The 25,619-nt window shown below is 41.3% G+C and carries 31 protein-coding genes and 1 tRNA gene; 15 read left to right on the top strand and 17 right to left on the bottom strand.

The window, feature by feature from the left end; all coding sequences use genetic code 11:
- Positions 1 to 92: 92 nt before the first annotated feature.
- On the bottom strand, positions 93 to 950 hold the full coding sequence (locus tag D2V93_RS08600; protein WP_220473632.1) for a DUF2306 domain-containing protein: 858 nt from the start codon (positions 948 to 950) through the stop codon (positions 93 to 95).
- 819 nt (positions 951 to 1,769) lie between these two features.
- Between D2V93_RS08600 and D2V93_RS08595 the strand changes: the two genes are divergently transcribed.
- Both D2V93_RS08595 and D2V93_RS08590 read left to right on the top strand, forming a co-directional pair.
- A complete protein-coding gene (locus D2V93_RS08595; RefSeq protein WP_119619177.1) occupies positions 1,770 to 2,666 on the top strand; it encodes an NAD(P)H-binding protein in 897 nt (298 codons plus the stop codon).
- A gap of 9 nt (positions 2,667 to 2,675) precedes the next feature.
- Complete coding sequence (locus tag D2V93_RS08590) at positions 2,676 to 3,587, top strand: helix-turn-helix domain-containing protein (RefSeq protein ID WP_119619176.1); 912 nt, start codon at positions 2,676 to 2,678, stop codon at positions 3,585 to 3,587.
- 301 nt (positions 3,588 to 3,888) lie between these two features.
- On the opposite strand, the gene D2V93_RS08585 is transcribed toward D2V93_RS08590, so the two are convergent.
- The 7 genes from D2V93_RS08585 to D2V93_RS08555 form a co-directional block, all read right to left on the bottom strand.
- A complete protein-coding gene (locus D2V93_RS08585) occupies positions 3,889 to 4,269 on the bottom strand; it encodes a RidA family protein (protein ID WP_119619175.1) in 381 nt (126 codons plus the stop codon).
- Positions 4,266 to 4,793, bottom strand: coding sequence for a cupin domain-containing protein (locus tag D2V93_RS08580; RefSeq protein ID WP_119619174.1), 528 nt, complete (start codon positions 4,791 to 4,793; stop codon positions 4,266 to 4,268). Before D2V93_RS08580 ends, D2V93_RS08585 begins: the two co-directional genes overlap by 4 nt.
- Positions 4,794 to 4,923: 130 nt before the next feature.
- Positions 4,924 to 5,379 (bottom strand): DoxX family protein, encoded by a 456-nt coding sequence (locus tag D2V93_RS08575; protein ID WP_119619173.1) that lies wholly within the window; start codon positions 5,377 to 5,379, stop codon positions 4,924 to 4,926.
- Positions 5,380 to 5,397: 18 nt separating this feature from the next.
- A complete protein-coding gene (locus D2V93_RS08570; protein WP_119619172.1) occupies positions 5,398 to 6,135 on the bottom strand; it encodes an SDR family oxidoreductase in 738 nt (245 codons plus the stop codon).
- A gap of 8 nt (positions 6,136 to 6,143) precedes the next feature.
- Positions 6,144 to 6,551: a darcynin family protein gene (locus D2V93_RS08565; RefSeq protein ID WP_119619171.1), complete on the bottom strand. Its 408-nt coding sequence runs from the start codon at positions 6,549 to 6,551 to the stop codon at positions 6,144 to 6,146.
- Positions 6,552 to 6,621: 70 nt separating this feature from the next.
- Positions 6,622 to 7,197 carry a Crp/Fnr family transcriptional regulator gene (locus tag D2V93_RS08560; RefSeq protein ID WP_119619341.1) on the bottom strand — a complete coding sequence of 192 codons (576 nt, stop codon included), beginning with the start codon at positions 7,195 to 7,197 and terminating at the stop codon, positions 6,622 to 6,624.
- A 143-nt stretch (positions 7,198 to 7,340) separates the two neighbouring features.
- On the bottom strand, positions 7,341 to 8,237 hold the full coding sequence (locus D2V93_RS08555) for a LysR family transcriptional regulator (RefSeq protein WP_119619170.1): 897 nt from the start codon (positions 8,235 to 8,237) through the stop codon (positions 7,341 to 7,343).
- An 81-nt stretch (positions 8,238 to 8,318) separates the two neighbouring features.
- On the opposite strand from D2V93_RS08555, the gene D2V93_RS08550 reads away from it, so the two are divergent.
- Complete coding sequence (locus tag D2V93_RS08550) at positions 8,319 to 8,939, top strand: NAD(P)H-dependent oxidoreductase (protein WP_119619169.1); 621 nt, start codon at positions 8,319 to 8,321, stop codon at positions 8,937 to 8,939.
- A gap of 437 nt (positions 8,940 to 9,376) precedes the next feature.
- Here the strand turns inward: D2V93_RS08550 and D2V93_RS08545 are convergent, their stop codons facing one another.
- The 4 genes from D2V93_RS08545 to D2V93_RS18645 all read right to left on the bottom strand — a co-directional run bounded on the left by D2V93_RS08545 (position 9,377) and on the right by D2V93_RS18645 (position 13,613).
- Complete coding sequence (locus tag D2V93_RS08545; protein WP_119619168.1) at positions 9,377 to 10,174, bottom strand: SDR family oxidoreductase; 798 nt, start codon at positions 10,172 to 10,174, stop codon at positions 9,377 to 9,379.
- A gap of 229 nt (positions 10,175 to 10,403) precedes the next feature.
- On the bottom strand, positions 10,404 to 11,336 hold the full coding sequence (locus D2V93_RS08540; RefSeq protein ID WP_119619167.1) for a helix-turn-helix domain-containing protein: 933 nt from the start codon (positions 11,334 to 11,336) through the stop codon (positions 10,404 to 10,406).
- Between the two features lie 728 nt (positions 11,337 to 12,064).
- On the bottom strand, positions 12,065 to 13,279 hold the full coding sequence (locus D2V93_RS08535; protein ID WP_119619166.1) for a site-specific integrase: 1,215 nt from the start codon (positions 13,277 to 13,279) through the stop codon (positions 12,065 to 12,067).
- Positions 13,280 to 13,516: 237 nt separating this feature from the next.
- Positions 13,517 to 13,613: transfer RNA gene (locus D2V93_RS18645), tRNA-Arg, on the bottom strand.
- A gap of 107 nt (positions 13,614 to 13,720) precedes the next feature.
- Here D2V93_RS18645 and D2V93_RS08530 point away from each other — a divergent pair.
- The 11 genes from D2V93_RS08530 to D2V93_RS08475 all read left to right on the top strand — a co-directional run bounded on the left by D2V93_RS08530 (position 13,721) and on the right by D2V93_RS08475 (position 22,770).
- Entirely contained in the window at positions 13,721 to 14,938 is a 1,218-nt protein-coding gene (locus tag D2V93_RS08530) for a site-specific integrase (protein WP_119619165.1), read from the top strand.
- Positions 14,938 to 15,801: a hypothetical protein gene (locus tag D2V93_RS08525; protein WP_119619164.1), complete on the top strand. Its 864-nt coding sequence runs from the start codon at positions 14,938 to 14,940 to the stop codon at positions 15,799 to 15,801. Before D2V93_RS08530 ends, D2V93_RS08525 begins: the two co-directional genes overlap by 1 nt.
- A 79-nt stretch (positions 15,802 to 15,880) precedes the next feature.
- Positions 15,881 to 16,216: a helix-turn-helix transcriptional regulator gene (locus D2V93_RS08520; RefSeq protein WP_119619163.1), complete on the top strand. Its 336-nt coding sequence runs from the start codon at positions 15,881 to 15,883 to the stop codon at positions 16,214 to 16,216.
- Between the two features lie 4 nt (positions 16,217 to 16,220).
- Positions 16,221 to 16,631, top strand: coding sequence for a hypothetical protein (locus D2V93_RS08515; RefSeq protein ID WP_119619162.1), 411 nt, complete (start codon positions 16,221 to 16,223; stop codon positions 16,629 to 16,631).
- Positions 16,624 to 17,250 (top strand): DUF6291 domain-containing protein, encoded by a 627-nt coding sequence (locus D2V93_RS08510; protein ID WP_119619161.1) that lies wholly within the window; start codon positions 16,624 to 16,626, stop codon positions 17,248 to 17,250. Before D2V93_RS08515 ends, D2V93_RS08510 begins: the two co-directional genes overlap by 8 nt.
- Positions 17,247 to 17,675, top strand: coding sequence for a hypothetical protein (locus tag D2V93_RS08505; RefSeq protein ID WP_119619160.1), 429 nt, complete (start codon positions 17,247 to 17,249; stop codon positions 17,673 to 17,675). Before D2V93_RS08510 ends, D2V93_RS08505 begins: the two co-directional genes overlap by 4 nt.
- A complete protein-coding gene (locus tag D2V93_RS08500; protein ID WP_119619159.1) occupies positions 17,668 to 18,501 on the top strand; it encodes a P-loop NTPase family protein in 834 nt (277 codons plus the stop codon). Before D2V93_RS08505 ends, D2V93_RS08500 begins: the two co-directional genes overlap by 8 nt.
- Positions 18,502 to 18,592: 91 nt before the next feature.
- Positions 18,593 to 18,973 carry a hypothetical protein gene (locus D2V93_RS08495; RefSeq protein ID WP_119619158.1) on the top strand — a complete coding sequence of 127 codons (381 nt, stop codon included), beginning with the start codon at positions 18,593 to 18,595 and terminating at the stop codon, positions 18,971 to 18,973.
- 236 nt (positions 18,974 to 19,209) lie between these two features.
- Positions 19,210 to 21,786, top strand: a complete 2,577-nt coding sequence (locus D2V93_RS08485; protein ID WP_119619156.1) for a hypothetical protein — start codon at positions 19,210 to 19,212, stop codon at positions 21,784 to 21,786.
- 34 nt (positions 21,787 to 21,820) lie between these two features.
- Entirely contained in the window at positions 21,821 to 22,012 is a 192-nt protein-coding gene (locus D2V93_RS08480) for a hypothetical protein (protein ID WP_147377390.1), read from the top strand.
- A 158-nt stretch (positions 22,013 to 22,170) separates the two neighbouring features.
- Positions 22,171 to 22,770: a hypothetical protein gene (locus tag D2V93_RS08475; protein WP_119619154.1), complete on the top strand. Its 600-nt coding sequence runs from the start codon at positions 22,171 to 22,173 to the stop codon at positions 22,768 to 22,770.
- 292 nt (positions 22,771 to 23,062) lie between these two features.
- On the opposite strand, the gene D2V93_RS08470 is transcribed toward D2V93_RS08475, so the two are convergent.
- From D2V93_RS08470 to D2V93_RS08445, 5 genes are all read right to left on the bottom strand, one after another.
- Positions 23,063 to 23,578 carry a hypothetical protein gene (locus tag D2V93_RS08470; protein ID WP_119619153.1) on the bottom strand — a complete coding sequence of 172 codons (516 nt, stop codon included), beginning with the start codon at positions 23,576 to 23,578 and terminating at the stop codon, positions 23,063 to 23,065.
- Between the two features lie 134 nt (positions 23,579 to 23,712).
- A complete protein-coding gene (locus D2V93_RS08465) occupies positions 23,713 to 23,934 on the bottom strand; it encodes a hypothetical protein (RefSeq protein ID WP_119619152.1) in 222 nt (73 codons plus the stop codon).
- An 18-nt stretch (positions 23,935 to 23,952) separates the two neighbouring features.
- Positions 23,953 to 24,195, bottom strand: a complete 243-nt coding sequence (locus D2V93_RS08460; RefSeq protein WP_119619151.1) for a hypothetical protein — start codon at positions 24,193 to 24,195, stop codon at positions 23,953 to 23,955.
- A 1-nt stretch (position 24,196) separates the two neighbouring features.
- A complete protein-coding gene (locus D2V93_RS08455) occupies positions 24,197 to 24,418 on the bottom strand; it encodes a hypothetical protein (protein WP_119619150.1) in 222 nt (73 codons plus the stop codon).
- Between the two features lie 474 nt (positions 24,419 to 24,892).
- Positions 24,893 to 25,189, bottom strand: a complete 297-nt coding sequence (locus D2V93_RS08445; RefSeq protein WP_119619148.1) for a helix-turn-helix domain-containing protein — start codon at positions 25,187 to 25,189, stop codon at positions 24,893 to 24,895.
- Positions 25,190 to 25,348: 159 nt separating this feature from the next.
- Between D2V93_RS08445 and D2V93_RS08440 the strand changes: the two genes are divergently transcribed.
- Positions 25,349 to 25,615 carry a hypothetical protein gene (locus D2V93_RS08440; RefSeq protein ID WP_147377389.1) on the top strand — a complete coding sequence of 89 codons (267 nt, stop codon included), beginning with the start codon at positions 25,349 to 25,351 and terminating at the stop codon, positions 25,613 to 25,615.
- The last annotated feature ends 4 nt before the right edge of the window (positions 25,616 to 25,619 follow it).

Raw genomic sequence — 25,619 nt, 5'->3', positions numbered from 1 at the left:
GTCGAAAGTCGCAGGGTTGTAGTTAAAAAGGAATGTCATATCAATAGCTTGCCATTCAAATCATTTATATAATAAGGGACGGTTCACCATTCCTAAAAATCCATTTGAAACCATCCAATGATGGCGGGGCCCCACGAGAATCGGGTCATAAAGAAAGTGCCCAACAATACAAATCCGGTAGCCACCAATAGCATCAATGAGGCGGCGAACTTCAGAAATGGGGCGGCCTTGAATGTTTTGACCCTGATAAAAACTTCGCCTATCATTAAATTGGGCACGTAGAAGAAAAAGTCCATGATCTGGTCGAAGGGTCCGCTAAAATTGCCTGCGCGTCCCAAACCACCCGTCAACAAAGTCCAAAACCCATAATCCATTCGGTACAGCCATGACCCTATGGCCAGGGCATACAAACGCAGTGCCCATGCGGAATGCCGTTCAAATTGTCCTTTTACCGCATAGCGATAGGTCAATACCGTGGCCAAAAACATCAGAACGCCATAAATGGAAAACCCAATGTCCATCGTCAACCCTCCAACGGTGCCCCGTATCGATATAAAAACAAGGCCTCCGATCGAGGCAACCAAGCTGGACACCAAATAAAGTTTTCCAATCCCCCGATGGACGGAAGGGTATTTGATTCGGATCCAATCCACCAATTGGATACTTCCCAAAAGCAATATGACCCCTCCTGCAAGGAAGTGTGCCCCTATCCCCGTTGTTGCCGCCACAGCGTTTTCTCGATAAAGGTTGGGCAACATCCGGTTCCAATCCATCATTTCACCACGGTAAAGGGGAGAGGCATAAAAGGCCAGGATATACAGGCCAAAAAGTGCTGCACTGAGCCATACGGATGCGATCAATAGTATCCCTGACCAGCGAAGGGTTTGTGCGCTTATTTTGGCTATTTGGGAAGTATCCTCCCCTATGGAAACAGCTATGGATCTTGTCAAATTTGGTCTGGGATGGTTGTTGTTCATCGAAATATGATAACTGATTACTATTGAAAAATTACACTCGGAACGAAAGTCGAACATGCATATTTCGTTACTTGGTCCACAGGTTCAAAAATTAGCAAAGCATTCCTGAGTGATGTAGCCAAAACACACTTTCTTGAAGTCAAAAGGTCGCAAAGCGACATTACAAAAATGTTCCCAAGGCTATCAACAGACCGGTGGATGTCCTATACATGGTCCAACCCTGAGGAGAAAGCCCTTCGGTCCGCGGTTAACATCAATCAACTTTGAACAACCAAAAAAGTCATTTGTGACCGAAGGGGCATTCCCGTCTTAAGGGTAAAAAACAAACCTATCACACAACTAAACTTGTGCTGTACAAATGTGGTCATAAATCAAGGCAACGATGTAGTCGAATCGTCCCTAATTGTAGCCAAAAGGACAATGCCCACATAGGAGCCAAATAAATTATGGGATTATGGCAAAAAGGAAAAATCAGGTTCCATATATATAAAATTTTAGATCATCCGGGCACAGTTGGACCTTAGGGATACCCAAAAACCTTTGTAAAATGGACAGAACTGGGTACAATGAAGATAGAAGACCTTGATTTTTCGGTTGGGCCCCGGCCAAGGAGAAACGCGCATTGGGCAAGCATTGAAAAATAGGCCTGAGGGTGGGCAAGGTTGGATATCCATCAATATGCTTCACAAGGCACCAGAACCTGCCATTTGACTACAAGAACCTGAATTACGGTTAGCCGGGGCACAGGAAGTATGCGCAATTTTGAACCTGTTAATCCTTAAAAACGAAATCATGAAAATTACCCTAACAGGATCATTGGGCCATATTGGAAAACCCCTGACGAAAAAATTGATCGAAGGAGGGCATGAGGTCACCGTGATCAGTAGTAACCCCTTAAGAGGGGCCGCTATTCAAAAAATGGGAGCATCGGCACGTATTGGCAATCTTGAAGATGCCGGCTTTTTGACAGATAGTTTCCATGGGGCGGACGCGGTTTTCACCATGGTCCCACCCAACAACTATTTTGACCCAAATCTGGACCTTATTTCCTATTATGCCCGTTTGGGCAAAAATTATGCATTGGCCCTATTGACATCGAAGGCCAAACGGGTAGTCAACCTAAGTACCATTGGAGGGCATTTGGAAAAGGGGAACGGTATTTTAAAGGGAGCCAATCAGGTGGAGCAGACATTGAATACCCTTGTACCCGATATTACCCTGACCCATGTGCGCCCTACTGCCTTTTATTACAATCTCTACGGATATATGGAAATGATAAAAACGGACAAGGCCATCTTTACGAACTATGGAACCAAGGCCATCCCATGGGTATCCCCAAGGGATATAGCGGAGACCGTTGGAGAGGAGCTTGTGCGTTCCGGTTCTGCCCCCTCATTTCGATATGTGGTCAGTGAGGAACTCAATGGACAAGAGACAGCGGCAATTTTGGGTAGGGCCATTGGGGTGCCTGAGCTCTCATGGCAGGTCATTTCAGATAACCTCGTTGTGGACGCCCTGAAATCCATAGGGATGAACCCCGCAATCGCAGAGGGACTCACGGAGATGTACGCTGCCATGGAATCCGGTCTTTTGACCGAGCATTTCGAACAGCACAGGCCTGAACCAGGGAAGGTCCGGCTTACCGATTTTGTCAAGGAATTCACAGTCGCTTACCAAAATAACCATTAAATTGGTAGTATGGAGAAAAAGGCACCCCATGAATTTCAGAGCATAAGCGCATATCATCAATTCAGGGGCTTACCGGCCCCTGAACACCCCTTGATCAGTGTCATCAATTTTGACAATATCCAATTAAGGACGGATGAACCCGATCGCATGGTATCCAGTTACTTCACCATTGCCCTAAAGCGACATCCCGGGGCCCGGTTAACATACGGACAACAGGAATACGATTTTAACGAAGGGGTCATGCTCTTCATGGCACCAGGACAGGTTTTTGGAATCCGTTCGGCAATGGATGAAAGGCCCAAGGGGTGGTTATTGATGGTCCATCCCGATTTTCTATGGAACACCCATCTGGCCAGTGGCATAAAACATTATGAATATTTTGATTACAGTGCCAATGAGGCCCTTTTTCTCTCCCAAAAAGAGGAAGGCTCCATCATCGGAATCTTAAAGGGCATCACACAGGAATACCATGCGAACATGGACCATTTCAGCCATAGCATTATCATTGCACAATTGGACCTGCTGCTATCCTATTCCCAACGGTATTACAATAGGCAGTTCATCACCCGAAGGATCACCAATCATAGGATGGTGGAACGATTGGAAAAATTGTTGAACGCCTACTTTTCCGATGACACCTATCAACTGGAGGGTATCCCAACTGTGGAGCAAGTGGCGGGATGGCTGCATGTTTCCCCTAAATATCTCAGTGGGCTTTTAAAGGGGATTACTGGGCAATCCACACAACAGCATATCCATAAAAAACTTATTGACAAGGCCAAGGAGAAATTGTCCACCAGTAGCTTATCGGTCAGTGAGATCGCTTATGAACTTGGCTTTGAGCATCCACAAAGCTTCAGTAAGTTGTTCAAGTCAAAAACGGACCAATCACCCACTGCATTCCGTTCCAGTTTCAATTAGACATATCCCATCTACGGACCAATGGACCCATTCTCGTTGGGCTTCCTGCGTTGAGTGAATTGAAATTCAGATTTTGGTGTCGTGTTGGAGGATGCTCAATTTTATTCGGCGAAGGAGACATAGCATGTCCAGCATTTCCATACAAGAAGGGCAAAAAAAAGATGGTTACTACACTACTACCCTATCATTGCCGTACCCATTTGCGAAAAACAACCTCCATCGTAACTGGGTCTTTAATATTCAAAATATTTTGGGACCATTATCCTTTTTTTATCAATGCCATAAATCACTACATGAAAAATTATTCTTTCAATGCAGTCATTTGAATTTCAATTTTCATTCGAGGGTCTGCCAAATTTGCAGGGATCATGGTTGTCGCAGGTCTTACCTTCCCTAAATATTTTTGGAGTACCGGCCAGCATTTTTCAAAGTCCGAAACTTTGGGCAGAATATAGGTTACCCTAACTACATCATCCATTTTTGAACCAGCTTCTTTTAAGGCCTCGTCAATATTCAACATACATTGCTCGGTCTGTAGCACGACGTTATCTTCAACGGTCATGGTCTTGTAATCAAAACCGGTGGTACCTGAAACAAATATCCAATTTCCGGCTACCAACGCCCTTGAATAGCCTATTCTTTTCTCAAAATCGGAACCTGAACTAATTAATGTTCTTTTCATATTACATTATTTTCTTCAATAGGAATCATGTTGGAGGTATCTACAGGAAAACTATCGTATTTGTTATACAATTTTAAAAAGTTACTTGATTTTACAGGTACTTCACTTAATGTTTCAAATAATCCCTTAAAAAAACCTTCTCGTCTTTGTGCCGGATTGAAAACCAAAGTCAATTTTGCGGTTTCTTCGGTATCGTTCCTAAAACCATGCGGTGTAAACCTGGGAACATAGCTAACCGTTCCAGGTTTTGCATAATGCTTTTTGTTTCCTATTTCCAAGGTTACCGTACCTTCATTGATTATAAAAGTTTCGTCCATAAAACGGTGATAGTGCAATTTTGCACCAACCGTTTTTGGAGGTAAGGCGATTTCATAAACACCCAGTTGGTCATTGGACATTTCGCTGGTAACCTTGAACGAAACACGTATGTTACCCATTTCATAGCGTTCTCCCCCATTGGGTACTATTACGGTTGCCTCGTCTTTCAACCTGTCTTCGAAATAACTTTCCCTAAATGTTTTCATCGTTTTATTGTTATTTTAATCCACTTTTGCTTAATTCCTCTTTTGGTTCAGGATATGCACTGAACAAAGAGTCCCGATTTCTTAGCTCTAACTGATAAGCTTCATTCACATAATGATTGGTTCTCACAATTCAATAAACTTTAATGGCGGACAAATAGGTCCAAACCATAAAAAGAATTTGAAGCGGTATTCTGAACCACAAGTAAGATGGTCCGTTTCCTTCAAAAGTTCCATTTTGGTAGTCAATATGATTGAAGGCAGCATATATGTTGGCCGGAAGAATCAGCAAGAAAAAAGCCATCAATATCCACCCGGTAATTACCCTGAAATTAGGAAGAAAAAGTCCAATGGCCCCCGCAATTTCCAGAATACCCGTTAGATGGACCACTTCAGTTTTGTAGGGTACAAAGCTGGGCAACATCATGATCATGCCTTTGGTAAATACAAAGTGGCCAAGAGCTGTAAATAGGAGCATTACAGACATTGCAATTCTACCCGACAAAGCGAATTCGTAGTGTCCACGAAATATTTTAAAGGTCACAAGCAAAACTGCAAATACGGCAAGCAATACAAGTAATGGTTTCATAGGTATCTGTTTTAAATTTTACAATCCGTTTTTCATTATTCCGTCCGAGAGTTTTGGGGAAAGTCTGTTGATCAGTTTCAGCAATTTGGTTTTGCCTATATAGCTTTCGAACTTGTCGGCCTTAAAGTTGCACATAAATTCATCCACCAGTTGTTCTGGTGTCAGTTTCGATTTCCCCCGCCCTTCGGTCATGGGTGTATCGATCAATGCAGGAACGATTTCAAAGACCTTGATATTGGTTTCTTCCAATTGATACCGTAAGGTCTTACTGAAACTATGGATGGCCGATTTTGTCGCGCAATAGACCGGTGCCGATTTCTTAGGCGCAATAAAAAGACCACTACCCACATTGATGACCGCGCTGTTTTTGTTTCTCAGCAATAAGGGCAGCATCAAAGCCGTAAGTTTTATCGGTGCCATAAGATTGATGGAAATTTCGTAATCCACCTTGTACGTCAAATCTTGTTCTTCGCTAAATTGATAGTTGTACTGGACCGCTGCGTTGTTTACCAAAACATTGAGGTCAGAATGGTTTTGTTCAATGAAAAACACCAGCTCATCCAAAGAATTCTTGTTTGCTAGGTCACCCGAAAAGCATTCAATAGTTGGGTAAAGCGCTTTTATCCGTTGTAACTTTTCTTTGTTACGTCCGGTGATTATTACCTTATTATCGAGGTCCAAAAATCGCTTTGCCAAAGCAAAGCCTATCCCTGAAGACCCGCCCGTGATTAAAATGGTATTTCCTGTCGCTATCATTTTGTTCCTTATTTTAATTTGACGTTGAAATCTTCGAACAGGTTTTCCTGCCCCACAATAATGTCCTTGATCTCAAAATAGGGAGCACTATAAACTTTGGTGTCCCGTAGTAATTCGATCAACAGTTTGTATTCGTCCAAGTTTGTGGTGCTTATCAGCATAAAATCCGAGACGGAGGAATGAAAATATTCGCTGTCAAAAAAACGTACGTTCACCGTTTCGCCAACTCTTTGAACAATCGGCAACAGGTCCTTTTCAACAAAACTGCTCCGCTGATCTCTGGTCAATGAAAGCCAACTGGGTGTGGCGCTCATCAGCACCAAAATGGTGTAGGGTTTTTGTTCCATGGCATTTTTTGTGCGGGCATTTCCGGTAAGGGTCAAGGCCGCCAATAGAATTATAGTTAGTATCCTCATCCTGCAATATTTTCAGTGTTCAAAATTGCAATGCGGAAATAATAATTCCATTTACATAGGTTGATAAATGCTACTTACCTGTACGTTTTTTTCTGATGCGGCTTAATTGTGTGGGTGTGATTCCCAAATAAGAGGCGATGTGGTACTGCGGAATCTGTTGCTCTAATTGGGGAAAATTGTTTTGGAAGATTTGATAACGCTTGTCGGCATCCAAAAGGACAATTTCAATTTCCCGTTGTTCTTTCTGCACAAAAAACTGTTCTGCCAATATTCTTGCGGCCCGTTCAATATCTGGACAGGTATCGTACAGTTTCTGTATTTCCGTAAATTTTGCTACCTGTATTTTACAATCGGTGAGTGCCTGCTGTACAATTTGGTTAGGCCTACCCGTTATAAGGGAAGCGTAGCCACCAATAAAGCAAGGGCCGATAAAAAAATGTTTGTTGTATTCAATAGCTTCATCGTTTCTGTAGAACCCTCGAAGTATACCACTTTCCAAAAAACCGATTTCTTTTGCTACCTGTCCGTCGTCAATAAAATTGTCTCCCTTTTTTAACTCTTTCTGGATAAACAATGATTCCAATTTGTTCCAACTTTCCTTGGAAATGGGGGTAATGGAATTAAAAAATGTTCTCAAATCGCTCATTTTACCGTTTTTTGCGAGGTCATGTTCATATGGTTGAATCAATTTATAAAACCTCGGGAGCACTGTTAAAGTGAACAAATTAGCAAATACGTAGCGAATAGAAAATAGTGGGGGTTTGCAATAATGTACACAATTAGGGATGATCAATCATTCTCGGGTTTCGTATGGTTTTTCATTTCATTGACGAACTGATCGATTTCCTGCAAGTTCCTGTTTTTTAGTTTATAGGAGTAAAACAGTTCTTGTTCCACAGTTTTATCCAACACAATCGGGACCTGAATCAAATTATCTTTCAATTCTTCGGTACAGAGGTGTTTGGGCACAATACTACATCCCGAATTATTTTTTAAAACTTCTATGATGGCTTTATAAGAGGGTAAAATATACCTTGGGATGACTTTAGGATTTGTACCAAAATTAATTTCCCAGAATTTCTTAAGGTCGGCTTGGTCATTGTCATAGGTAAACCATGTTTGCCTTTGTAACCATCCGATGCATTCTTTTGTATTCCTTTTAATTGTAGCCGGTATAGCAATGTCAGTGGAACTAATCAATTCAAGTGTTTCACTCTTTAGATATTTAAATTGGTGCTCATAGACTCCATGCTTTTTAATGCCGACCAACAACTGAATTTTATCTGTGTCAAGAGCCTCAATAAGTTCCTTTTCACTTCCAAAGCATGTAACGATGTACATTTCAAAGGAATAGATTTTATCGATTAATTCTGTATTGAAAAAGTCCGTGGTGCAGCCTATGGTGATTGCGGAGCGCAACTTCTTTGCGCGCTGACCGGAATAGTATTCCACCTTTTCCAATTGTTGCAGCGGGTTGTTGATTTGGGCATATAAAAATTTCCCATATTCCGTAGGGGCCAATTTTCGAGTGGTTCTTTCAAAAAGCTTTTTGCCAATATGGCCTTCCAGTGCGGTCAAATGTTTGCTGACCCCCGGTTGTGTCATATGTAATTTTTTTGAAGCTTCGGTAATGCTATTGCATTCATATATAGCACTGAATGTTCTCAACCACTCTAGATTAATCATAACTACAGTTATTAATCAGCAAATAAAAATAATTAAAATTATTAATACCCTAGATTTATATTTGCTCAAAAGACGATAGTCATGACACAAACACTGGTACTTGGTTACACTCCTAGAAACGGCTCTTACACAAAAATCCTGGTTGATGAATTTTTGGAACGGGCCAAGGCGAAAACTAAAATCAATTTTTTGGATCTGGCGAAAAACCCACCCGATCTCTTGCTGACGGATAACCTGAATCTGATCATGGAATGGAATATGGGAAGAAGGGATTTTACGGATACTGAACTTTCAATCCTATCCAATCATCATAAACTTATTGCAGAAGTCCTGGATTCCGATAACATTGTATTGGCGTTTCCGATCTACAACTTTACCATGCCCGCAACAGTAAAGGCATGGATAGATGCCATTGTCGTGAGCGATAAGACCTTTTCCTTTAGCCCTGAAACCGGATTTAAAGGTTTGTGTACCGATAAAAAGGCTTTGTCGATTGTGGTAAGTGGGTTCGATTATAAGTCCTCGGATGGCATTAGGGAATATGCAACTTCTACTCTAAAACAGAACTTCGATTTCATTGGAATAGCTTCTGAACAGATCTCTGCCTTCGGGGTGGACCAAAATAGGGAACAATTGGATACAATCCTAGAAAGCGCAAAATATGAAATAAAGAACGTAATCGATAGTTGGTTTCAATTTTGAGGCCAACTTTTTATTTAAGAATAACAATGGACTAGTACCAAGTTTAAATTTAGAGGTTCAAACAATTTACAAATAAGTGGAAACGCCGGACCTAGTATACCACACTCGCCGGATAAAATTGAGCACCCTTGGAACTAACACAAAAATCTGAATTTTAATCTGCTAAAGCCAAATTATTGAATGGCTCAAATTTTCCGTTTTTGGTGGTCTCAACCATTCGGCTCATCCGATCAGGAAACAAATCGATTAAAGTTCTTGGAAACACAATGGTTTTCCAAGAACTTTAAATTTCAACGATCTATACATGAATTTAATACAGTCTGATATTTAGAAAGTGTTACACTTTGGGCCTTTAATGAATCTTTTCGCAAATTGGCAATCCAATGGTAACCCTAATCCCCAAAAGAGCTAACCACATATGATAAATTATTTGGCTGTTACAATTCTTGCAAACTTGTTAAACGTTCATTTAATACCGCTTTAATATTGTTTTTTGCAACATTCCCTATCGCAATTCGAACCATAGGTTTTTGGTTATCTATACTATTGATAATAATATTCGCTACTTTATTAACATCGTCAAGTTCCCCAAACCCTTCTGCTATTAACTTCCTCAAATCATTTACTGGAGTTTCCTTGTATTCATCCATTGCCGTTGCGGTAACCAGGCTTGAACCAAAATTGGTTCCCGTAGGTCCAGGTTCCGCAATCACAAACTTTAAATTGAAGGATTCGAGGTCTTTCGCAATAGATTCAATAAACCCTTCTATTCCCCATTTGGATGCATGGTATAAGCTAAAACCAGGATATGCCATTTGTCCACCTTCTGAAGAAACTTGAATGATATGGCCACCATTAATTTGATTTCTCATATATGGGATGACCGCTTTTATCAGTCGGATAGAACCAAGTAAATTTACATCCAACTGTTGACAAATCATGTCATCTGATAATTCTTCCACGGCACCAAAAAGTCCATAACCTGCATTACTGACCACTACGTCTATACTTCCAAATTCATTAAAAGCCCTATCGACAACTGATTCGATCTCATTATTATCAGTTAGTTCCAAATGGGCGATTTTTAATTGTTCTGGATATTTAGAATGAAGATCCTCTAAAGCCTCCGTATTTCGGAGAGTAGCAAAAACGTTATTTCCTTGTGATAGAAGTTTTTCTGTCATTATCCTACCGATACCACTGGATGTTCCTGTTATAAACCAAGTCCTTTTCATATGTTCTAAATTTTTGTCTTATGCAAAGAACATTAATAATGGTAAAGGTGTGTTATCAAACACCAAACCAATAGTTGTAAAAATCAAACTTATTTGATATTCATCCAACGATGGGCGAAAACCTATCAAAAAACAAACTATAAAACCATCTATAAGTCAATAAAAACTGATAATTATTGAGTAATTGAATAGAACCAAATTGTATTTGTCTAATTTAACTTTTTAAAAATCAAACTTTTCGGTATTCCGATGGTGGAGTTCCCTGCAATTTTCTAAAGAAATTGGAAAAGTGGGTAACCTCCTTGAACCCCAAAAGATAGGATATCTCAGAGATGGTAATTGTGGAATGTTTTAATAGGACCTTTGATTCACGAAAAATACGTTCTTGAACAATCTTTGAGGTCGAACTGCCCATTGTCTTTTTGAGTACACGGTTTAAGTAATTCACATGAAGAGACAATTTATCCGCAAAATCCATGGGTGAGGTCAATGTCAAGTGCTGTCCCTTGGTCTCTATAGGAAATTGGCGTTCCAATAACGCCAAAAAATCATCGGTTATTCGTTTTGCCGAATCACTATGCTGTCTGTAATCATTGATTCTAGGCGAAATTTTTGTGCCAAAATGGATGATTTCAAAAATGAGATTGCGCAAAAGGTCATACCTATGGATATAATCAGAGTTAAATTCACTTCGCATCCTTTCAAAATAATTTTCAATTTCTTCACATTGGTGGTCTTCCAATTCGAACACATGTGTTCCATTGGGATGAAAGACAGCATACTCATTAATTTTTCCGAATTGATGAAAAAATTCAGGTGTGAAGACACAATAAACACCACTATGACTTCCTTCTAAAGGAATCCAATTGTATGAAATTGATGGATTGGCAAATAGTAAGGCTTGTTTTTTTATGGTATATGTCCTATCTGAAAAATGCAGATTGTATTTTCCTTTTAATAGATTGATCTTATAGAAATTTCTTCTTTTGTAAGGAATGGGTTGAATATGATATCCCGTTAAACTATCGACTGATATTATATTGAAGTTCCCAAGCTCCTTCGTCCATTCAATTTGACACCCTTGAAGGGTCCTGTCTTCGCCATGCTGCATATTCATAGTATGAAAATACAAACATCGACCGCATAATCCATCAGGATACATGATTTATTTAAGAATATGATATTTTGGACTTTTCAATAAAGTGTCTTTGGGCTTCTCAATAAACTGAAACTGTCAATGTATATAGGTCTTCCTATTAAAAATGTCCCACCGACTTCTCAATATTTTTAGGGTCTCCGAGAGTACACTGTCCCAATGACTTGCTGAAAATCTCCTTATCGGAAAACATAAATTCATGTTTATCAGAATTTTAACACCCACAACACCGCCTTGGCGTGTTGTCGTCTTGCTCTACCGCTTTTCCAAATAATTAAAAACCGTTGCGACCTGTGGCCGTTGGCCCCAGCATTATTGGGCATTAAACAATATTTTACATTTTATAGAACCTTTAAAATATGGGACAATACATGTCCCATTCATTTTTTTGAATGTCCCCAATCCTTTTGTTTTTAGGTCTTTTTCATTGTCATATTGTAATGGGACAAAAGAATAGTAAGCTTATCGATGTCCGTCACTTACGAAACTATGTACTATTTCATAAAATCTATTTATAGTGAGGCTCCTTTTTAATAGTATCTAATACTAAAGTCATAGAAAAGATTTTCATATTCCAAATTCAAAAAAGCTGTGGGGAATATTGATGTGAAATATAGTTGAAATTCCTGAACTTTGAGTACCCCAAACACTTCATGGACAGATACGTTCCCTTGAATATCAAATAGAAACTGGATATTCAGTGATTTCATTGTTGTGCAACCTTAATCCTGTATTTATCCAATCCTATATTTGGATAATACAATGTCCATATCCTCGGCCAATTTTCGGTCAACGACCTTCGCATAGATCTGGGTCGTCTTTATATTGGTATGGCCCAGCATTTTGCTCACTGATTCTATGGGAACACCATTGGCCAGGGTCACGGTGGTGGCAAAGGTATGTCTGGAAAGATGGAAGGTCACTTTTTTCTTGATCCCGCAGATTTCGGCGATGTCCTTGAGGTAGTCGTTCAGTTTTTGGTTGCTGACCACGGGAAGTATATATCCTGTTTTTTGGGTATGGGATGCTGCATATTTTTCCATGATCGCTATGGGTATGGGCAATAGTGGGACACTGCTCTTGGTCTTGGTCTTTTTTCGTTCGGTCTTGATCCAGTGTTGGCCTTTGATGTCCATAACGATATCATCCTCGGTGAGTTTTTTCACATCGGCATAGGAGAGTCCCGTAAAGCAGCAGAATAGGAAAACGTCCCTTGCCCGCTCCAATTTTTTGTTCGTGAATTCCTTTTCCAGTAGGGCATTGAGCTCACTTTCGGTCAATACCTCCCTATCGGTGAACTTCCATTGGGCCTTCCAGTGAAAGAAGGGATCTTTGTTGATCCAGTTATGGGCATGGGCGATCCGGACAATTTTTTTGAAGTTGGTGATGTACTTTGTAACGGTGTTTCTGCCCCCGGCTTTGGTGACCCTTAAATGGTGCTCGAATCTTTGTATAAAGGAGAGGTCCACTTTTTTGATGGGGATGTCCTCTAGGCCGTATTCCTTATATAAGAATTTTTTCAAGTGCTTCATGGTCCTGTTATGCTGGTAGTACCGTCCCTTTGAATATTCTTGGCCCACCAGTTCCAAGATCTGTTCGTTGTGTTCCCGGTATAGGGCTATGAGCATTTTTTCACTTTTGCCCTTGCCGAGAAATCCATCCCTAATGGCGTTGGCAGTAATGGTCTTGCCTTTGGAAATCATTTTACTGTGGATGTCATACAGTCGGTGACGGATTTCGTCAAGGTGCTTATTGGTGTCGATGGCGAATTGACCGCTACCTTTTACCTTACCTGCATCTTGATTCCATTGGTTGGGATTTACCTTTCGTTGGACGCTGATCTCGGCTCGTTTCGTGCCTACGGTGATACGCAGGTAAATGGAGGCCCTTTGGTCATTGTTAGATCGGCTTTTCCTGGTGTAGAACAGGATTGCGAACGATTCTTTCATGGTTTTCTGCCTTTTTTCGATTCTAATGTTGTCTTTGTTTCTGCACCGAATGTTGATATTCAGTTTCTTAACATTAAATCGACACGCTTTTTACGGATATGGTAATGTCAAAAAGTGAACACCGGATTGCACACCAATCCCTTTGTTTTCATTTGGAAGCAAATAGTGGCAATGAAAATGAAAAAGCCCTAAATTATTGATAATTAGGGCTTTTTGGATTCATATGGAAGTATGATGTGATCGCGGAAGGATTCGAACCTTCGACCGTCTGCTTAGAAGGCATAAATTCAACACAAACCATCCAAATACCAAAACAAACAAAAATAACACAACCCCTTTGTTATCAATACTTTTATGTTAACAAATACTTTGCATTGACATGCATTTGTTTTGTGATACTGTGTTACATTTGTGTTACAATCGTGTTACAGATTAAAGGATATGGAAGCTACCGCAGATATTTATCTTGATCCCCGTAAAAAAGCCGATGGGAAATGTTCGGTCAAAATCAAGGTCACCCACAAACGGAACCGTAAATATTTTTCCACTGGGATAGACCTCTTTCCTGACGAGTTTGAGAAGGTTATGACGGCCAAAAGGCGCACAAGGGAGGAAAAGAACATCCACACCAAACTTGAAGTATTCAAGAGCAAGGCCAACAATGTAATCGAGGGCATGAAGGTATTTACATTCGCAAACTTCAAGGAAGGTTATTACGAGAGCAGGGACATCAACAATGATGTTTCGTTTGCCTTTGATAAACGTATTGAGGAACTAAGGGAGAATGGAAAGATAGGTACAGCAGTGACATACGAATGTGCAAAAAATAGCCTTTCGGATTATAGTCCCAAATTGACATTTGCTGAAATAACCCCTACTTGGTTGCGCAAGTATGAAAAACACATGTTGGACAAAGGGCGCAGCATTACAACCGTCAGCATGTATTTGAGAAGTCTTAGGGCAATATTCAACAACCAGAACATTGATAAGTCAATCTACCCCTTTGGGCGTGGCAAGGGTAAATATAGCATCCCTACCGGGCGCAATGTAAAAAAAGCCCTCACTTTGGAAGAAGTTGCCAAGATATACAACTACGAACCAAAAAACGATGTCCAGGCGATGGCTAGGGATTATTGGATGTTCCTCTATTTATGCAATGGCATGAATGTAAAGGACTTTTGTTTGTTGAAATGGGATAACATAGAGGGTGATATTCTTTATTATGAAAGAGCCAAGACCACCACGACCGAAAGGGATAAAAAAGGCATTAGGATAGCCCTAAAGCCCGAAAGCAAATCCATAATCCGTAAATGGGGCAACCCATCATTGAACAAATCGGATTTTATTTTCCCACACCTAGAAGCCAGTATGACCCTAGAAAGGCAAAGAAGGATTTACCAAGACCTTACAAAGCAGATAAACAAATACATTCAGGTCATTGCCAAAGAGCTTGAAATACACCACCATGTGACCACATACAGCGCACGGCATAGTTTCGCCACGGTTTTAAAGCGTTCCGGTGCCAACATAGCCATGATAAGCGACCTTTTAGGGCATAGTGACCTAAGTGTGACACAAAACTATCTGGACAGCTTTGAAGATGATCAGATTCAGGAACAGACAAACGTATTGACCACTGGATTTAAAAAGGCGAATTGATGAAAACATTAGATTTGAGAACTGAATTTAAGGAACAATATCAAGGTTCAAATCTACAGAAGATTGTACGGAACAATCCTATTCCCATTAAATATACAATTGAGGGCATTGATTGCTATTTTTTCAATCCCGATTTGTTTGGGCTTATGGACTTCAAAATCAAAAAGGATGGACTTACCCCGGATGATTTTGCAATCGATTATAAAGACGGTTTCCAAGATGGATTGCTTCATCTTAGAGAAAAAGAGGAAATAACGGTCAAGGATTTAAGGAACAAGGATTTTAGAGAGGAAGCGATTCAGCAGTTAAAACGGATTCTTTATGAGAGAGAGTTTAAGCGTCACACCAAAGGACTATTGGAACTTGTATTTAAAACAACCCCTCGGATTTTCACTAAAAAGACAATCTACAATCATGGGTACTGGAACGCTATAGTCTATTCCATTGACGAATTAGGGGAAATTGCAGGGTTGGAGATTGGAGAACTGCAAAACCAAAATGTGAAAACTGAATATGAAGAAAAGAAAACCTTAACTCATCAACAAACCGAAAAGCCAAAATCTGAATTGTCTTTAAGACAAATCGCATTAATTTACGTGTATTCCGACAAACAAATAACTGAACATAACGGAAATGAAATTGCTAAAGAATACGGATGGACTTCAGGGCGTAAACTTTGGCAACACTTCAACTTTTATTATAAAAAAGTTAATAGAAAGGGATTAGATGCAACCGAAAAGAAAACTAAAAACAAAATAAAGCTAATTGAAAGCGTTGTTGAATTATTACCCACAGATAAGCAGGAAAAGGCAAAAGATGAAGTTTCAATATTAAAAAAGATATACGAAGCTGAATATCAATAAACTTTATAACTGGTTATAACTGGTTACCCACTTTTCAATCGTGAAACCTTTGTTCAAGTATTTTAAAAACTTGTACAAAATGAACAATCCATTTGAAGTAATTGCAGCACGGTTAAGCAGTATTGAAAACTTGATACTCGACCTTAAGCACAAACCGCAAACGGCTGAACCCGCCGAGTATTCCGAATCACGTGATAAACCTTTTACCGTTCCTGGACTTGCGGAGCTACTTGACCTCTCAATTCCTACAATCTACACTAAACACTCAAAAGGTGAATTGCCCGGTGGATGCAAAAGAGGTAAGCGGCTATACTTTCAACGTGATGTTATCCTTAATTGGCTAAAAGAAGGCCGTCAAAAATCAAATGCTGAATTAGAAAAGGAAGCTGAATCCTTTCTAGCATCAAAAAAATAAGCCCATGGAAAAAGATACCGATGGGCTAAATTCGTTTGCAGGCGAACGGTCCAAAGATAAACAATTTATAGTTAGCAACTTACGGAAAAAGATAGAAAAAGGCTGCGGTATGTCCATAGCACAATTATGGAAGGAACAGCCAGAGGACAAAATCTTCTATTTGGCCGCTTATGCCGTTACCACGACCAAGAAAGCTATTTGCTTGGCCAGTGGTGTACCAGTGGAGGCCGCATGTCGTTACAAGAGGGATCTCGAAAAGTCAGGACTATTGAAACAATCCGAAAAGGATGTGTTGTGTCCGGTCACCGGACACCCTGCAAGATTGATAAGTACCAACCCCAGTGAGTTTAGAAGGCTGGAGAACTCCAACCAATTGAAACTTTTCCCAACCCCTAAAATTCACGGCAATGGCTGACGGCAAGAAATCATTTTTATTCTACAACGATTGGTCGGAGATATTCAAGGAGCTTCCACCAGAAAAAGGGTATGCATTGCTAATGCACATATTGGCATACGTCAATGACGAGAACCCCAACACCGAAGACGATTATATCAAATTGGCCTTTGCATCCATCAAGAACACCCTAAAGCGTGATCTGGACAAATGGGAGGCAAGAGCTGAAAGGAGCCGGGAAAACGGGAAAAATGGTGGTCGACCTCCTAAATCAAAAAACCCAGAAAAACCCAATGGGTTAAATAGGAACCCAGAAAACCCAGACGAACCCGAAAAACCTGTTATAGTTAGTGTAAGTGTTAGAGATAGTGTTGTTATAAATAACAAGAGGTTTTTAGAAGACCTAAAAAAGAATGAAACCGAACATGCATCCTGGGCGGAGGGGCTGCACATGAAGCATTCTTTGAAAAAGGGTTCGTTAAATAGTCTACTAAAACAATTTATCTGGCATTTGGACAACATAGAAAAGCCGCACCCTGACCTAAAGTCCTTCAAAAGCCATTTTGATCACTGGTTGGGAACCTGTGGCAAGAGTGGGACATTAAACGAATACAAACATTCAAATGTTGGGATGCTATGAAGAAGAAGGAAGCGATACAGCGTTTGGGATGGAGGTTTGCCAACCACAGCACTTTCAACGTCAATGCCAAGGACATTGAAGCATGGAACACCATAATCGAACTGGTCAATTCACACGATGCCGATGGTTTCAAGAACAACCAGTTGTTCGCCAAGGCCTATATCGGATTGTTGAAGGCGACCTTGGAACACTACGGTACGGACATATTCGACAGCAAGCCCCAGAAGGCCATGCACAAGTATCTCGAAAAGCCGTTGCAATGGCACATCAAAGAGTTTGTGGAATACCTGAACCTATCGGCAATGTACGAGCGCATTGAGAACGGTAAACTGGAAAGTGCCGAAAATGCCTTTACGGTCGAGGACGTGGAAATGAACACAAAACAAATGGTCAACGAATGCCTAAGAAAGTACGGTAATGTTTGAGAAAGTCGAGATAAAGGCACCTGAAGAAGAAATGGTGGATTTCCGGGAGTTTAGGCACAAATACTACCTAGACCCGAATAAGCCCATAAAACGACAGCCCGTGGCATTGAGCATAGGAGAAACCAACTACGGACAGGAGCGTTTCCCGATACCCTTCGGGAGCTATGGCGACTTCTCTTGTTTGGTAGGGGCGTCCAAGTCCATGAAGACATTTTTAAAGACCGCTTTGATTGCCGGATATATCGGCGGCAGGACAAATAACTATTTTGATGAATTTTTAGGCCATGAGACGAACGAAAAGTTCATTTTGGACATAGATACTGAACAATCACCATATCACGCCCAGAGGGCTTCAAAACGTGTTATTGAGATGGTCGGCAACGAATATCCCTATCACATGCCCTTTGCGCTTCGGGAAGTAAGCCCAAGACAACGGTTTGAGTTCATAGAGTGGTTGGTAATGGAAAGCGAGTTCCGGGGCAATATCGGATTGATAACGATTGACGGTGCAGCGGATTTGATGGAAGATGTGAACGACCTAAAGGAATCCAACAGAGTGGCCCAAGCATTCATGCGGTGGACAACGGTTGCGAACTGTCATTTGATAACGGTGCTCCACCGAAACTTCGGCAGCAACAAACCAACGGGGCATTTGGGAAGTGCAATATTGAAGAAGGCCGAAACGGTGGCATTCGTGGAAAGGGACAAGGAATCGGGAACCACTAGGGTAACACCTGAATACACCAGAAACTACCCGTTCAAGGAATTTGCCTTTAGGCTCAATGACAGGTTTCTACCTGAAAAGGTGGAAGCGGGATATTTTTAATAAGTTACAATATGAAATCTATATTTGATTTTATAGTTACAAATAGTAAGTTAAAAGTAGATAATAGGTTAAAAACGGTTAATAAACGGTTATGGCAGGAAGAGAGGACATTCACCTAGACGGTAAGAGAACGCAGTTTGGAAAAGGTCAAGACCCCACCAAAGGGGGTGCGCCAAAGGGCAAGAGGACTACAACGATACTAAAGGACATCCTGAACAAAAAGGCCTCCGATATAGGTATCGAGGGATTGCCGGATGACATTGACGGCAACATGGCCATTGCTATGGAACTTTTGCGGATAGCCTTTGGCAAGGATTCAAACAACAAACTGGCGGCGATAAAGGAGATAATAAACAGGATCGAGGGCAGGCCGTTAAAATCCATACAAGTGAGCGATAGTGAACCAAAGGCAATGAGATTGGTTGATGCAACGGGCATAACATTCAAGGACGAACCAGAGATAGAAGAATGAGTAATTTAAAATTAAAAAGTGGAATTATGAAGTGGACAAAAGTTAGTGAAAGATTGCCATCTGTCGAAATTGATGGCGAAAAAGTACTCCTTTATAAAACAATTGAAGGAAGGGAAGAAGCAGAATCTATGTTTATCATAGACACCACGCTAATACGGCATTTTTGGATGGGCGATAATTATTGGATGTCGTTGCCTTATAGGCCATAACACTAATGTGAAGATAGATTTTTGATTATGGAAAATATTCGACTGGCAGAATTTGACATCGACATCGATGCAGTGGTAAAATCCGCAGCGGAATTGAAAAAGGCAATCGACCAGATAACTGATGCCCAAAAAAAAGCAAGAAAGGAAGGGAACGACCTTGACGAACAGTATGTTGCGAACGAGGCAAGCCTGAACAGGTTGCGGAAGGAATACAACAAGCACATCAAATCTTTGGCGGATTCAGCAAAGGCGACAGCGGACCAAGCCAATAGGGAGGAACTTCTGAACCTTGCCCTGACCCAAGAGGCCACCACCATTGAAGGGTTGAGGGAGCAGAACAAGCTGCTCAATACCCTAAGGAACCAAGCCAATCTCACCACAGCGGAGGGCAGGGAGGAAATCGACAAACTTAACGCTGCACTGGACAGGAACAACGACATCATAAAAGAAAATGTGGATGCCCTTTCCCAACAGAAAATAAACGTTGGTAACTATTCGGACAGTATCAGGGATGCCCTTGGGGACATGAACCCCTTTAACCAGTCCATAACCGTTTTCATATCCAACGTACAGGAAGCGGGGGGGGCGAGCGCATTCTTTTCAAAAGGGATGGCATCCTTACGAACCTCCATACTGGGCGTCACAAAGGCATCCTTGGCATTCATAGCCACCCCGATAGGTGCGATACTTGCAGCGATAGGCATTGCGGTCGGATTGGTGGTCAACGCCATGAACCGTAGCGAGGAAAGTACCAATAAACTCAACAAGGTCTTTTCCGTGTTCAGTGGTATATCAAATGCAGTATTAAAGGCATTGGAGCCACTTGGGGAGTTTTTGATAGATGGCATTGTCTGGGCAATGGAACAAGCAGTTGAAGCAGCCTCTAAAGCTAGGAACGCATTGGCCGACTTCTTGGATTTTGTGGGATGGGAGAGTGCAGCGGAAGATGTCAGGGAATTTGACAGGGCAATAAATGCAGCCATTGAAGGTGCAGAGCGATTGGCGCAGGCTGAAGCAGATTTGGAGAAGGCACAGCGTCAGGCGAGACTTACCCAATTGGAGTACCAGAAAGAAGCCGAAAAACTTAGACAGATACGTGACAATGAAAACCTGACCATCCGTGAGCGCATAAAGGCCAATGAGGAACTTGGGGCAGTACTCGAAGCACAACAGCAAGAGGAACTGAGGCTTGCCCAAATAGCACTCGAAGTCGCCAATCTACGCATTGAGCAGGAGGGCAGGACAAAAGAGGCTTTGGATGCGCAGTACGAAGCCCTTACCCAGATTGCCGATATAGAAGAACGTATCGAGGGCCAACGCAGTGAGCAGTTGACCAATAGGGTCACCCTTCAAAAAGAGGCTGCCGATAAGGCCATACAACAACAAAAGGATGCCCTCGACCTATTCTTGGCGGAAGCCGGAGAGCGAGCAAGGACTTTGCAGGAAGAACTTGACCTTGAAGAGGCAGCAAGCGAAAAGCGCAAGGAGATATTAAAAGCGGAACTCAACGCCAAGAAACTTTCCCAAGATGCCTACAAGGCGGAACTTATCCGCATAGATGAGGATCTGGCAAGGCGAAGGGCGGAGATAGCAGCCGACAATGCCATGCGTGAGATAGAGGCCAACAGAAGGGCCTTGGAACTCCAAAGGGAGGACAGGTTGTTCTTGACCCAACAGCTTGCGGACGATAGAAAGGCGGAGAACACCCAAATCTTGGAGGAACAATTGCGTTTGGCGGAACAAAGGTTACAGCAAGGCCTTATAAACGAGCAGGAATACCAAGATTCAATACGTGAACTTACCGAGGCCAATAGGTTGGCAAATAGGGAGATTGACAAGGAACGTGAGGCTATAGAACGCCAAGAGGCAATCGAGCAACGGAACATAGAGTTTCAAGAAGAATTGGCAAGGTTGCAGGAAGAGGGAGCATCCAAGTTTGAAATTGAACGGGAACGCATAAGACAAGAGTTTGAGATTCAGAAATCAGAACTGGACAAACAAAAGGCAGATGGTCTTATCAGCGAGCAACTGTACCAAGCGAAGTTGAACGCCATTAAACAGGATTCAAGGCGCAAGGACAGTGACAACGAAAAGGCACTTGCAGAGCAAAAAATAGCGATAACCGCAAGTGTTTTGGGAACGATATCGGGTTTGTTGGGCAAAGAGAGCGCAGCAGGAAAAGCCGTAGCACTTGCCCAATCTTTGATAAACACCTATCAGGGCATAACCGCCGGACTTGCGGCACCATGGCCGATGTCCATCCCTGCGGTCGCCACCGCTGCGGCAACCGGGTTCAAGGCGGTGAAGGACATCATAAAGACTAATCCCCTGGACGGGACAGGAAGCACAGCTAGTGCTTCTTCCGTTTCATCGGACATGAGAAGGGCCACACAACCATCGGGTATCAATGCAGGTCAGATAGCGGCCAGTGGGAATGCCGTGGTACAGCAGCAGATACAGAACAGCGCACAGCAGAACGGACTTTCCGATGTTGTGGGCGCAGCGGTAAGGGAAGGTGCAGCGCAGGGAACCGCACAGGGAAGTGAGCAAGGGCTTACGAATTTGAGTGATAACAAGGCTATAATGCAAGCAAGTACGTTTTGATTGAGTAATGATGGATTTTTTAAAACAATGGACAATGGAATATTTTTTAGCAACAGTGTTGTTGATGTATCTGACCAAGGCATATTACGTGCATAAGTTGAGACAGAAGCGTGACAGGATAGATTTCACCACCAAGCAGGGGAAACTTGAAATATTGCGCATCAACAATTTGATAGATTTTTTGAACGGGGCATGGATATTTATCCATAGCAAAAAGAAAGCATAGTGATTTAAAATTAGAGATATGGAAGTTTTAGAAGTTGGAAAGGTGGCCGAGAGGCGGAAACAACGAAAGCGTTGGTTTCACAGGTCAAAATTGAGAATGAAGATCCTAGAGGTCAAAAAACAAGTAAAATCAAGTTTAACAAGAAATGAAGTAGAAAAATGGTTGCAGTCGAAAAAGAAGTAAAGGAAGTGTTGCTCTATGTGGACAAATTTGAATTGAACGGGGCAAAAGCAAGAGCAGAAAAGGCAGAAAAGGCATTGAACGATTTTATCCGAATCGTGGAGGGCCAACTTCAAAGGCAATTGAACGGCAAGGAATTTAAAGAGGTCAAAGATGATGCGCTGAACTGGTTGGAAACGGCATTGACCTTTCCATTGTCCAAGGCACCGAAGAAATTACGCTACGAAGCCCTGAACATCGATATTGCAAAGATTGAGAGGCTTTGGGAACAAAGGAGCTGGGAACGCTATGAGTTTGACCAAGTAGGCAACGCTTTCAAGTTAAAAAATGAGCAGCCCATTTATAACACATACAGACATTATGCAACGCCCAGGCAATTGGAGGTGTTGGAACAGACCAAAGCGTTGGCAGATGCGCTCAATTTGGCAGCAGAACAGGGGTTGAACAGTTGGAAATCCTATCATGGTTCGCATACGGAACCAATGCACAAGGTCAAAGATACCTTCAGGGTATTGAGATATGACCAGAAGGAGGATAAGGTAGTGCCGGACTTGGAAATCATCTCCCGGATGAAATAGTTTATGGATCTTTCTTGTTTTTGTTAGAGGGGGTACGGCCTGACATAGCCGTGCCTCCTTTTTTTATACACACGCGTTATGACCCCAATATACTTCATTCAGCACCCTTTTCCGCACGCACGTTGTGACTTGTAAAAAACCTTCACCACCATCTTTTTATAGTGTCAAAATACTCTTCATAACCATCCTTTTTTTATCGAGTGGGAAAACTCAATTATTTCTTGTAATCAAGGGATTGGAACACCTTCCCTCGTATGCGTGTTGTGACTTGTAAAAAATCTTCGTGTAATCACTATAGGATGTAAAGTAAAATCGGAATTATTATTGCAGCCGCAGCCGCAATCCCCATTAGCCAAAGTGAAATTATCTCATACCTTGTAAATGGTTCACTCTTCTCTTTCAAATCCGACTTTTTGGATGCAGATAGCTTCAAAAATATTTTCCCCAAAAAAGATGTAGACTTTGATTTCTTTTTGTCCCTCTCAAAGTGGTGTCTAATAGAACTGTTAGGGTGTAGTTTAAAATACTCTTTATTGAATACTAAGTTACGGTCGTAGAATTTAAATTCAAGATTCCTAACGTGGTATTTCCTTGGCTCTATGCGCTTCGTGTTTTCAGCTTCCTTTTTATCCATTAGCGTGTTAAACACCATTTCCCCTGTATCTGGATTTATTTTGTGTAGTTCAACAACATCCCTTGGATGGGTAACTGTATAGTTTTTGAATGTTCCGGTTTTGACATAATCCCTAAACCATTCTGAATAAGAAACATGAAAATTTTCTTTTGCTTCGTTGTGTATGATTATCATTTGTTTTCAAGTTTAAATTGTCACTGACATCATTGTTTTGACTTCCTGAAACAAAATTAAATCGAAGTAATTTAGCCTAATTATAAATTAGGGATGATATACGGGTTTTTTGCAGTCATGCCAAGGCACTTTATTTAGAATGCGCTCTGGAATGCATTTTTAAGGTCCTTCGGGCAATATCGGATCCGCTTCCCGTTGTATCTTTTCAGGTGTGGGTTGTCCCTCACAAATGCATCAAAAGTGGATAACGGCATATCGAGATAGTTCGCTGCCGTTTCCCTGCGCATCAGGCCATTGTCGGTAAAAATTTCCAACATGGCCAATACTTCTTCACGGGTAACAATGTCAATGTTCATTTATGGCGTTTTTTTGGGTTAATTATGCCTATCCCTTTCTTTATAGATTGATTCCTCGACAAAACTACCTTTAACACTTCCTCTTCTGATTAGTGTATTTGGAGCTTTTAGAAGGTCATAGAACCTTCTTTCCTTGCAACCCAATATCTTCATAGCCTCCCATTTGTCAATACAATGGGTCTTTCTTTTTTGACGGAGTTCACGGGCTTTATCAAGAACCAGTTCATCAAAGAGTTCCTTAGTTATAACAACTGTTTCCATATCAACGTGATTTAATGAAGTCCTTGCATTCCTTTGGGCAGTATTTTGGGGCCACGCCCTTTATCTTGTGCTTTAGATGGGGGTAGTTCGCTATGAACTTATCAAACGCCTTCAAGGTCATTCCAAGTTCCTTGGCAATGTCCTTCCTGCCCATCATTGGAGGTTCAAAGTAATTCCTTACGATTTCCTCTACTTCTTCCTTGGTTAAGATTTCAATAGGCATTTATCAAATTTAACTGAGTTGTTCGATGAAATGATACTCCAGGACAGACGAAAGTTCAAATTTCAGATTTCTATCCAAATCATCAACGATGAACTTATCCCGGTTTAATCTTACCCATCTAGGGGATTTGTACAATAATTTTGCAACCTGTGCTGTGGTTAAAAACAAACCCAACATCCTTACCCTATGTAGTGGAGGAATATCTGTGGTGAATTTAAGACCACGATTGACGCTTTCCATTTCTTCGTAGTTTATACCTTGCCAATGTAAGTGTGTCAAACTCCCAATCCCCTCGCTTGTTCTTTCGTTTACCGCCAAGGATTATTGCGTTCTCGTAAAGCCATTTCCTTGAACACCCTAATAGGTCGCAGGCCTCCCTGACATTGGATTTAGGAAGACGTTTAAGGAGTTTTCCCAAAATATCAATATTGTCATTAAAGACTCTTTCTGCGATTCTTTGTACTTCCTCGGGGGTCATTCCTTAGCAGATTCCATTAGTTGCTCTATATCAGCAAAAGAGCTTACCTCGTGAACGACCCCATTCACTTTGATATACCCATGAGGTTCATTATTTCCCTTGCCTGTTTTAAATAGATCCCTCACCTCTACATTTAGCACCTCGGCCATTTTCATCAACACGTTGGCCCTGGGGAAGCTGTTACCCTGCATGATGTTGGATAAAGCCACCGGAGATATTCCCAACTCTTCTGCAAAATCTTTCCCAGTCAACCCCTTCTTATCCATTAAAGGTTTCAAATTCAAAATATCCATAACTATTATTTGGCTTCAAAGATAGTAATTATACTTAAACTTTAATAAAATATGTTAAAATTTAATTTAAACTTATATTGTATTAAATTAAAACTTATATTTGAATCGAAATATTAAAGTTTAAAATTAATAATGAACGCTGAAACCTTCAAATCCGAAATGAAAAACCTAAAGGAATGGTTAAAGGGAAAAACCATAGGCATTACGCTTATAACCCCTAACGGTGGAAGTAGGTACACCTTCAAGACCTTAAAGGGGTTCGGGGCTGCGGTACTGGAGTTCGAGACATTGGGGGCTTCCTTTGGGTTCATCAAGGTAGGCAACGACTACATAGAAAAGTCCACCAAGGACCATGCGGAGTTCATCCACAGGGTAAACAATGGCGTATGGACAAACGTCCACTTCATAGCGACAACAATCAAATAATCAT

This window comes from Flagellimonas taeanensis (genome assembly GCF_003584105.1).
In the GTDB taxonomy this organism is placed as follows: Bacteria; Bacteroidota; Bacteroidia; order Flavobacteriales; family Flavobacteriaceae; genus Flagellimonas; species Flagellimonas taeanensis.
Note: the sequence above shows the minus strand (reverse complement) of the source record. Positions and strands in the feature narration are given on the sequence as shown.

Bases quoted from the DNA above. Each gene is read 5' to 3' on its own strand.
- D2V93_RS08565 (WP_119619171.1), bottom strand. From the start codon at position 6,551: ATGAGGATACTAACTATAATTCTATTGGCGGCCTTGACCCTTACCGGA.
- D2V93_RS08530 (WP_119619165.1), top strand. From the start codon at position 13,721: ATGGAAGCTACCGCAGATATTTATCTTGATCCCCGTAAAAAAGCCGAT.
- D2V93_RS08585 (WP_119619175.1), bottom strand. From the start codon at position 4,269: ATGAAAAGAACATTAATTAGTTCAGGTTCCGATTTTGAGAAAAGAATA.
- D2V93_RS08560 (WP_119619341.1), bottom strand. From the start codon at position 7,197: ATGAGCGATTTGAGAACATTTTTTAATTCCATTACCCCCATTTCCAAG.
- D2V93_RS08470 (WP_119619153.1), bottom strand. From the start codon at position 23,578: ATGATAATCATACACAACGAAGCAAAAGAAAATTTTCATGTTTCTTAT.
- D2V93_RS08535 (WP_119619166.1), bottom strand. From the start codon at position 13,279: ATGAAAGAATCGTTCGCAATCCTGTTCTACACCAGGAAAAGCCGATCT.
- D2V93_RS08515 (WP_119619162.1), top strand. From the start codon at position 16,221: ATGGAAAAAGATACCGATGGGCTAAATTCGTTTGCAGGCGAACGGTCC.
- D2V93_RS08595 (WP_119619177.1), top strand. From the start codon at position 1,770: ATGAAAATTACCCTAACAGGATCATTGGGCCATATTGGAAAACCCCTG.
- D2V93_RS08575 (WP_119619173.1), bottom strand. From the start codon at position 5,379: ATGAAACCATTACTTGTATTGCTTGCCGTATTTGCAGTTTTGCTTGTG.
- D2V93_RS08505 (WP_119619160.1), top strand. From the start codon at position 17,247: ATGAAGAAGAAGGAAGCGATACAGCGTTTGGGATGGAGGTTTGCCAAC.
- D2V93_RS08440 (WP_147377389.1), top strand. From the start codon at position 25,349: ATGAAAAACCTAAAGGAATGGTTAAAGGGAAAAACCATAGGCATTACG.
- D2V93_RS08480 (WP_147377390.1), top strand. From the start codon at position 21,821: ATGGAATATTTTTTAGCAACAGTGTTGTTGATGTATCTGACCAAGGCA.
- D2V93_RS08525 (WP_119619164.1), top strand. From the start codon at position 14,938: ATGAAAACATTAGATTTGAGAACTGAATTTAAGGAACAATATCAAGGT.
- D2V93_RS08475 (WP_119619154.1), top strand. From the start codon at position 22,171: ATGGTTGCAGTCGAAAAAGAAGTAAAGGAAGTGTTGCTCTATGTGGAC.
- D2V93_RS08500 (WP_119619159.1), top strand. From the start codon at position 17,668: ATGTTTGAGAAAGTCGAGATAAAGGCACCTGAAGAAGAAATGGTGGAT.
- D2V93_RS08540 (WP_119619167.1), bottom strand. From the start codon at position 11,336: ATGTATCCTGATGGATTATGCGGTCGATGTTTGTATTTTCATACTATG.
- D2V93_RS08590 (WP_119619176.1), top strand. From the start codon at position 2,676: ATGGAGAAAAAGGCACCCCATGAATTTCAGAGCATAAGCGCATATCAT.
- D2V93_RS08510 (WP_119619161.1), top strand. From the start codon at position 16,624: ATGGCTGACGGCAAGAAATCATTTTTATTCTACAACGATTGGTCGGAG.
- D2V93_RS08445 (WP_119619148.1), bottom strand. From the start codon at position 25,189: ATGGATATTTTGAATTTGAAACCTTTAATGGATAAGAAGGGGTTGACT.
- D2V93_RS08485 (WP_119619156.1), top strand. From the start codon at position 19,210: ATGGAAAATATTCGACTGGCAGAATTTGACATCGACATCGATGCAGTG.
- D2V93_RS08460 (WP_119619151.1), bottom strand. From the start codon at position 24,195: ATGGAAACAGTTGTTATAACTAAGGAACTCTTTGATGAACTGGTTCTT.
- D2V93_RS08550 (WP_119619169.1), top strand. From the start codon at position 8,319: ATGACACAAACACTGGTACTTGGTTACACTCCTAGAAACGGCTCTTAC.
- D2V93_RS08555 (WP_119619170.1), bottom strand. From the start codon at position 8,237: ATGATTAATCTAGAGTGGTTGAGAACATTCAGTGCTATATATGAATGC.
- D2V93_RS08495 (WP_119619158.1), top strand. From the start codon at position 18,593: ATGGCAGGAAGAGAGGACATTCACCTAGACGGTAAGAGAACGCAGTTT.
- D2V93_RS08455 (WP_119619150.1), bottom strand. From the start codon at position 24,418: ATGCCTATTGAAATCTTAACCAAGGAAGAAGTAGAGGAAATCGTAAGG.
- D2V93_RS08520 (WP_119619163.1), top strand. From the start codon at position 15,881: ATGAACAATCCATTTGAAGTAATTGCAGCACGGTTAAGCAGTATTGAA.
- D2V93_RS08580 (WP_119619174.1), bottom strand. From the start codon at position 4,793: ATGAAAACATTTAGGGAAAGTTATTTCGAAGACAGGTTGAAAGACGAG.
- D2V93_RS08465 (WP_119619152.1), bottom strand. From the start codon at position 23,934: ATGAACATTGACATTGTTACCCGTGAAGAAGTATTGGCCATGTTGGAA.
- D2V93_RS08570 (WP_119619172.1), bottom strand. From the start codon at position 6,135: ATGATAGCGACAGGAAATACCATTTTAATCACGGGCGGGTCTTCAGGG.
- D2V93_RS08545 (WP_119619168.1), bottom strand. From the start codon at position 10,174: ATGAAAAGGACTTGGTTTATAACAGGAACATCCAGTGGTATCGGTAGG.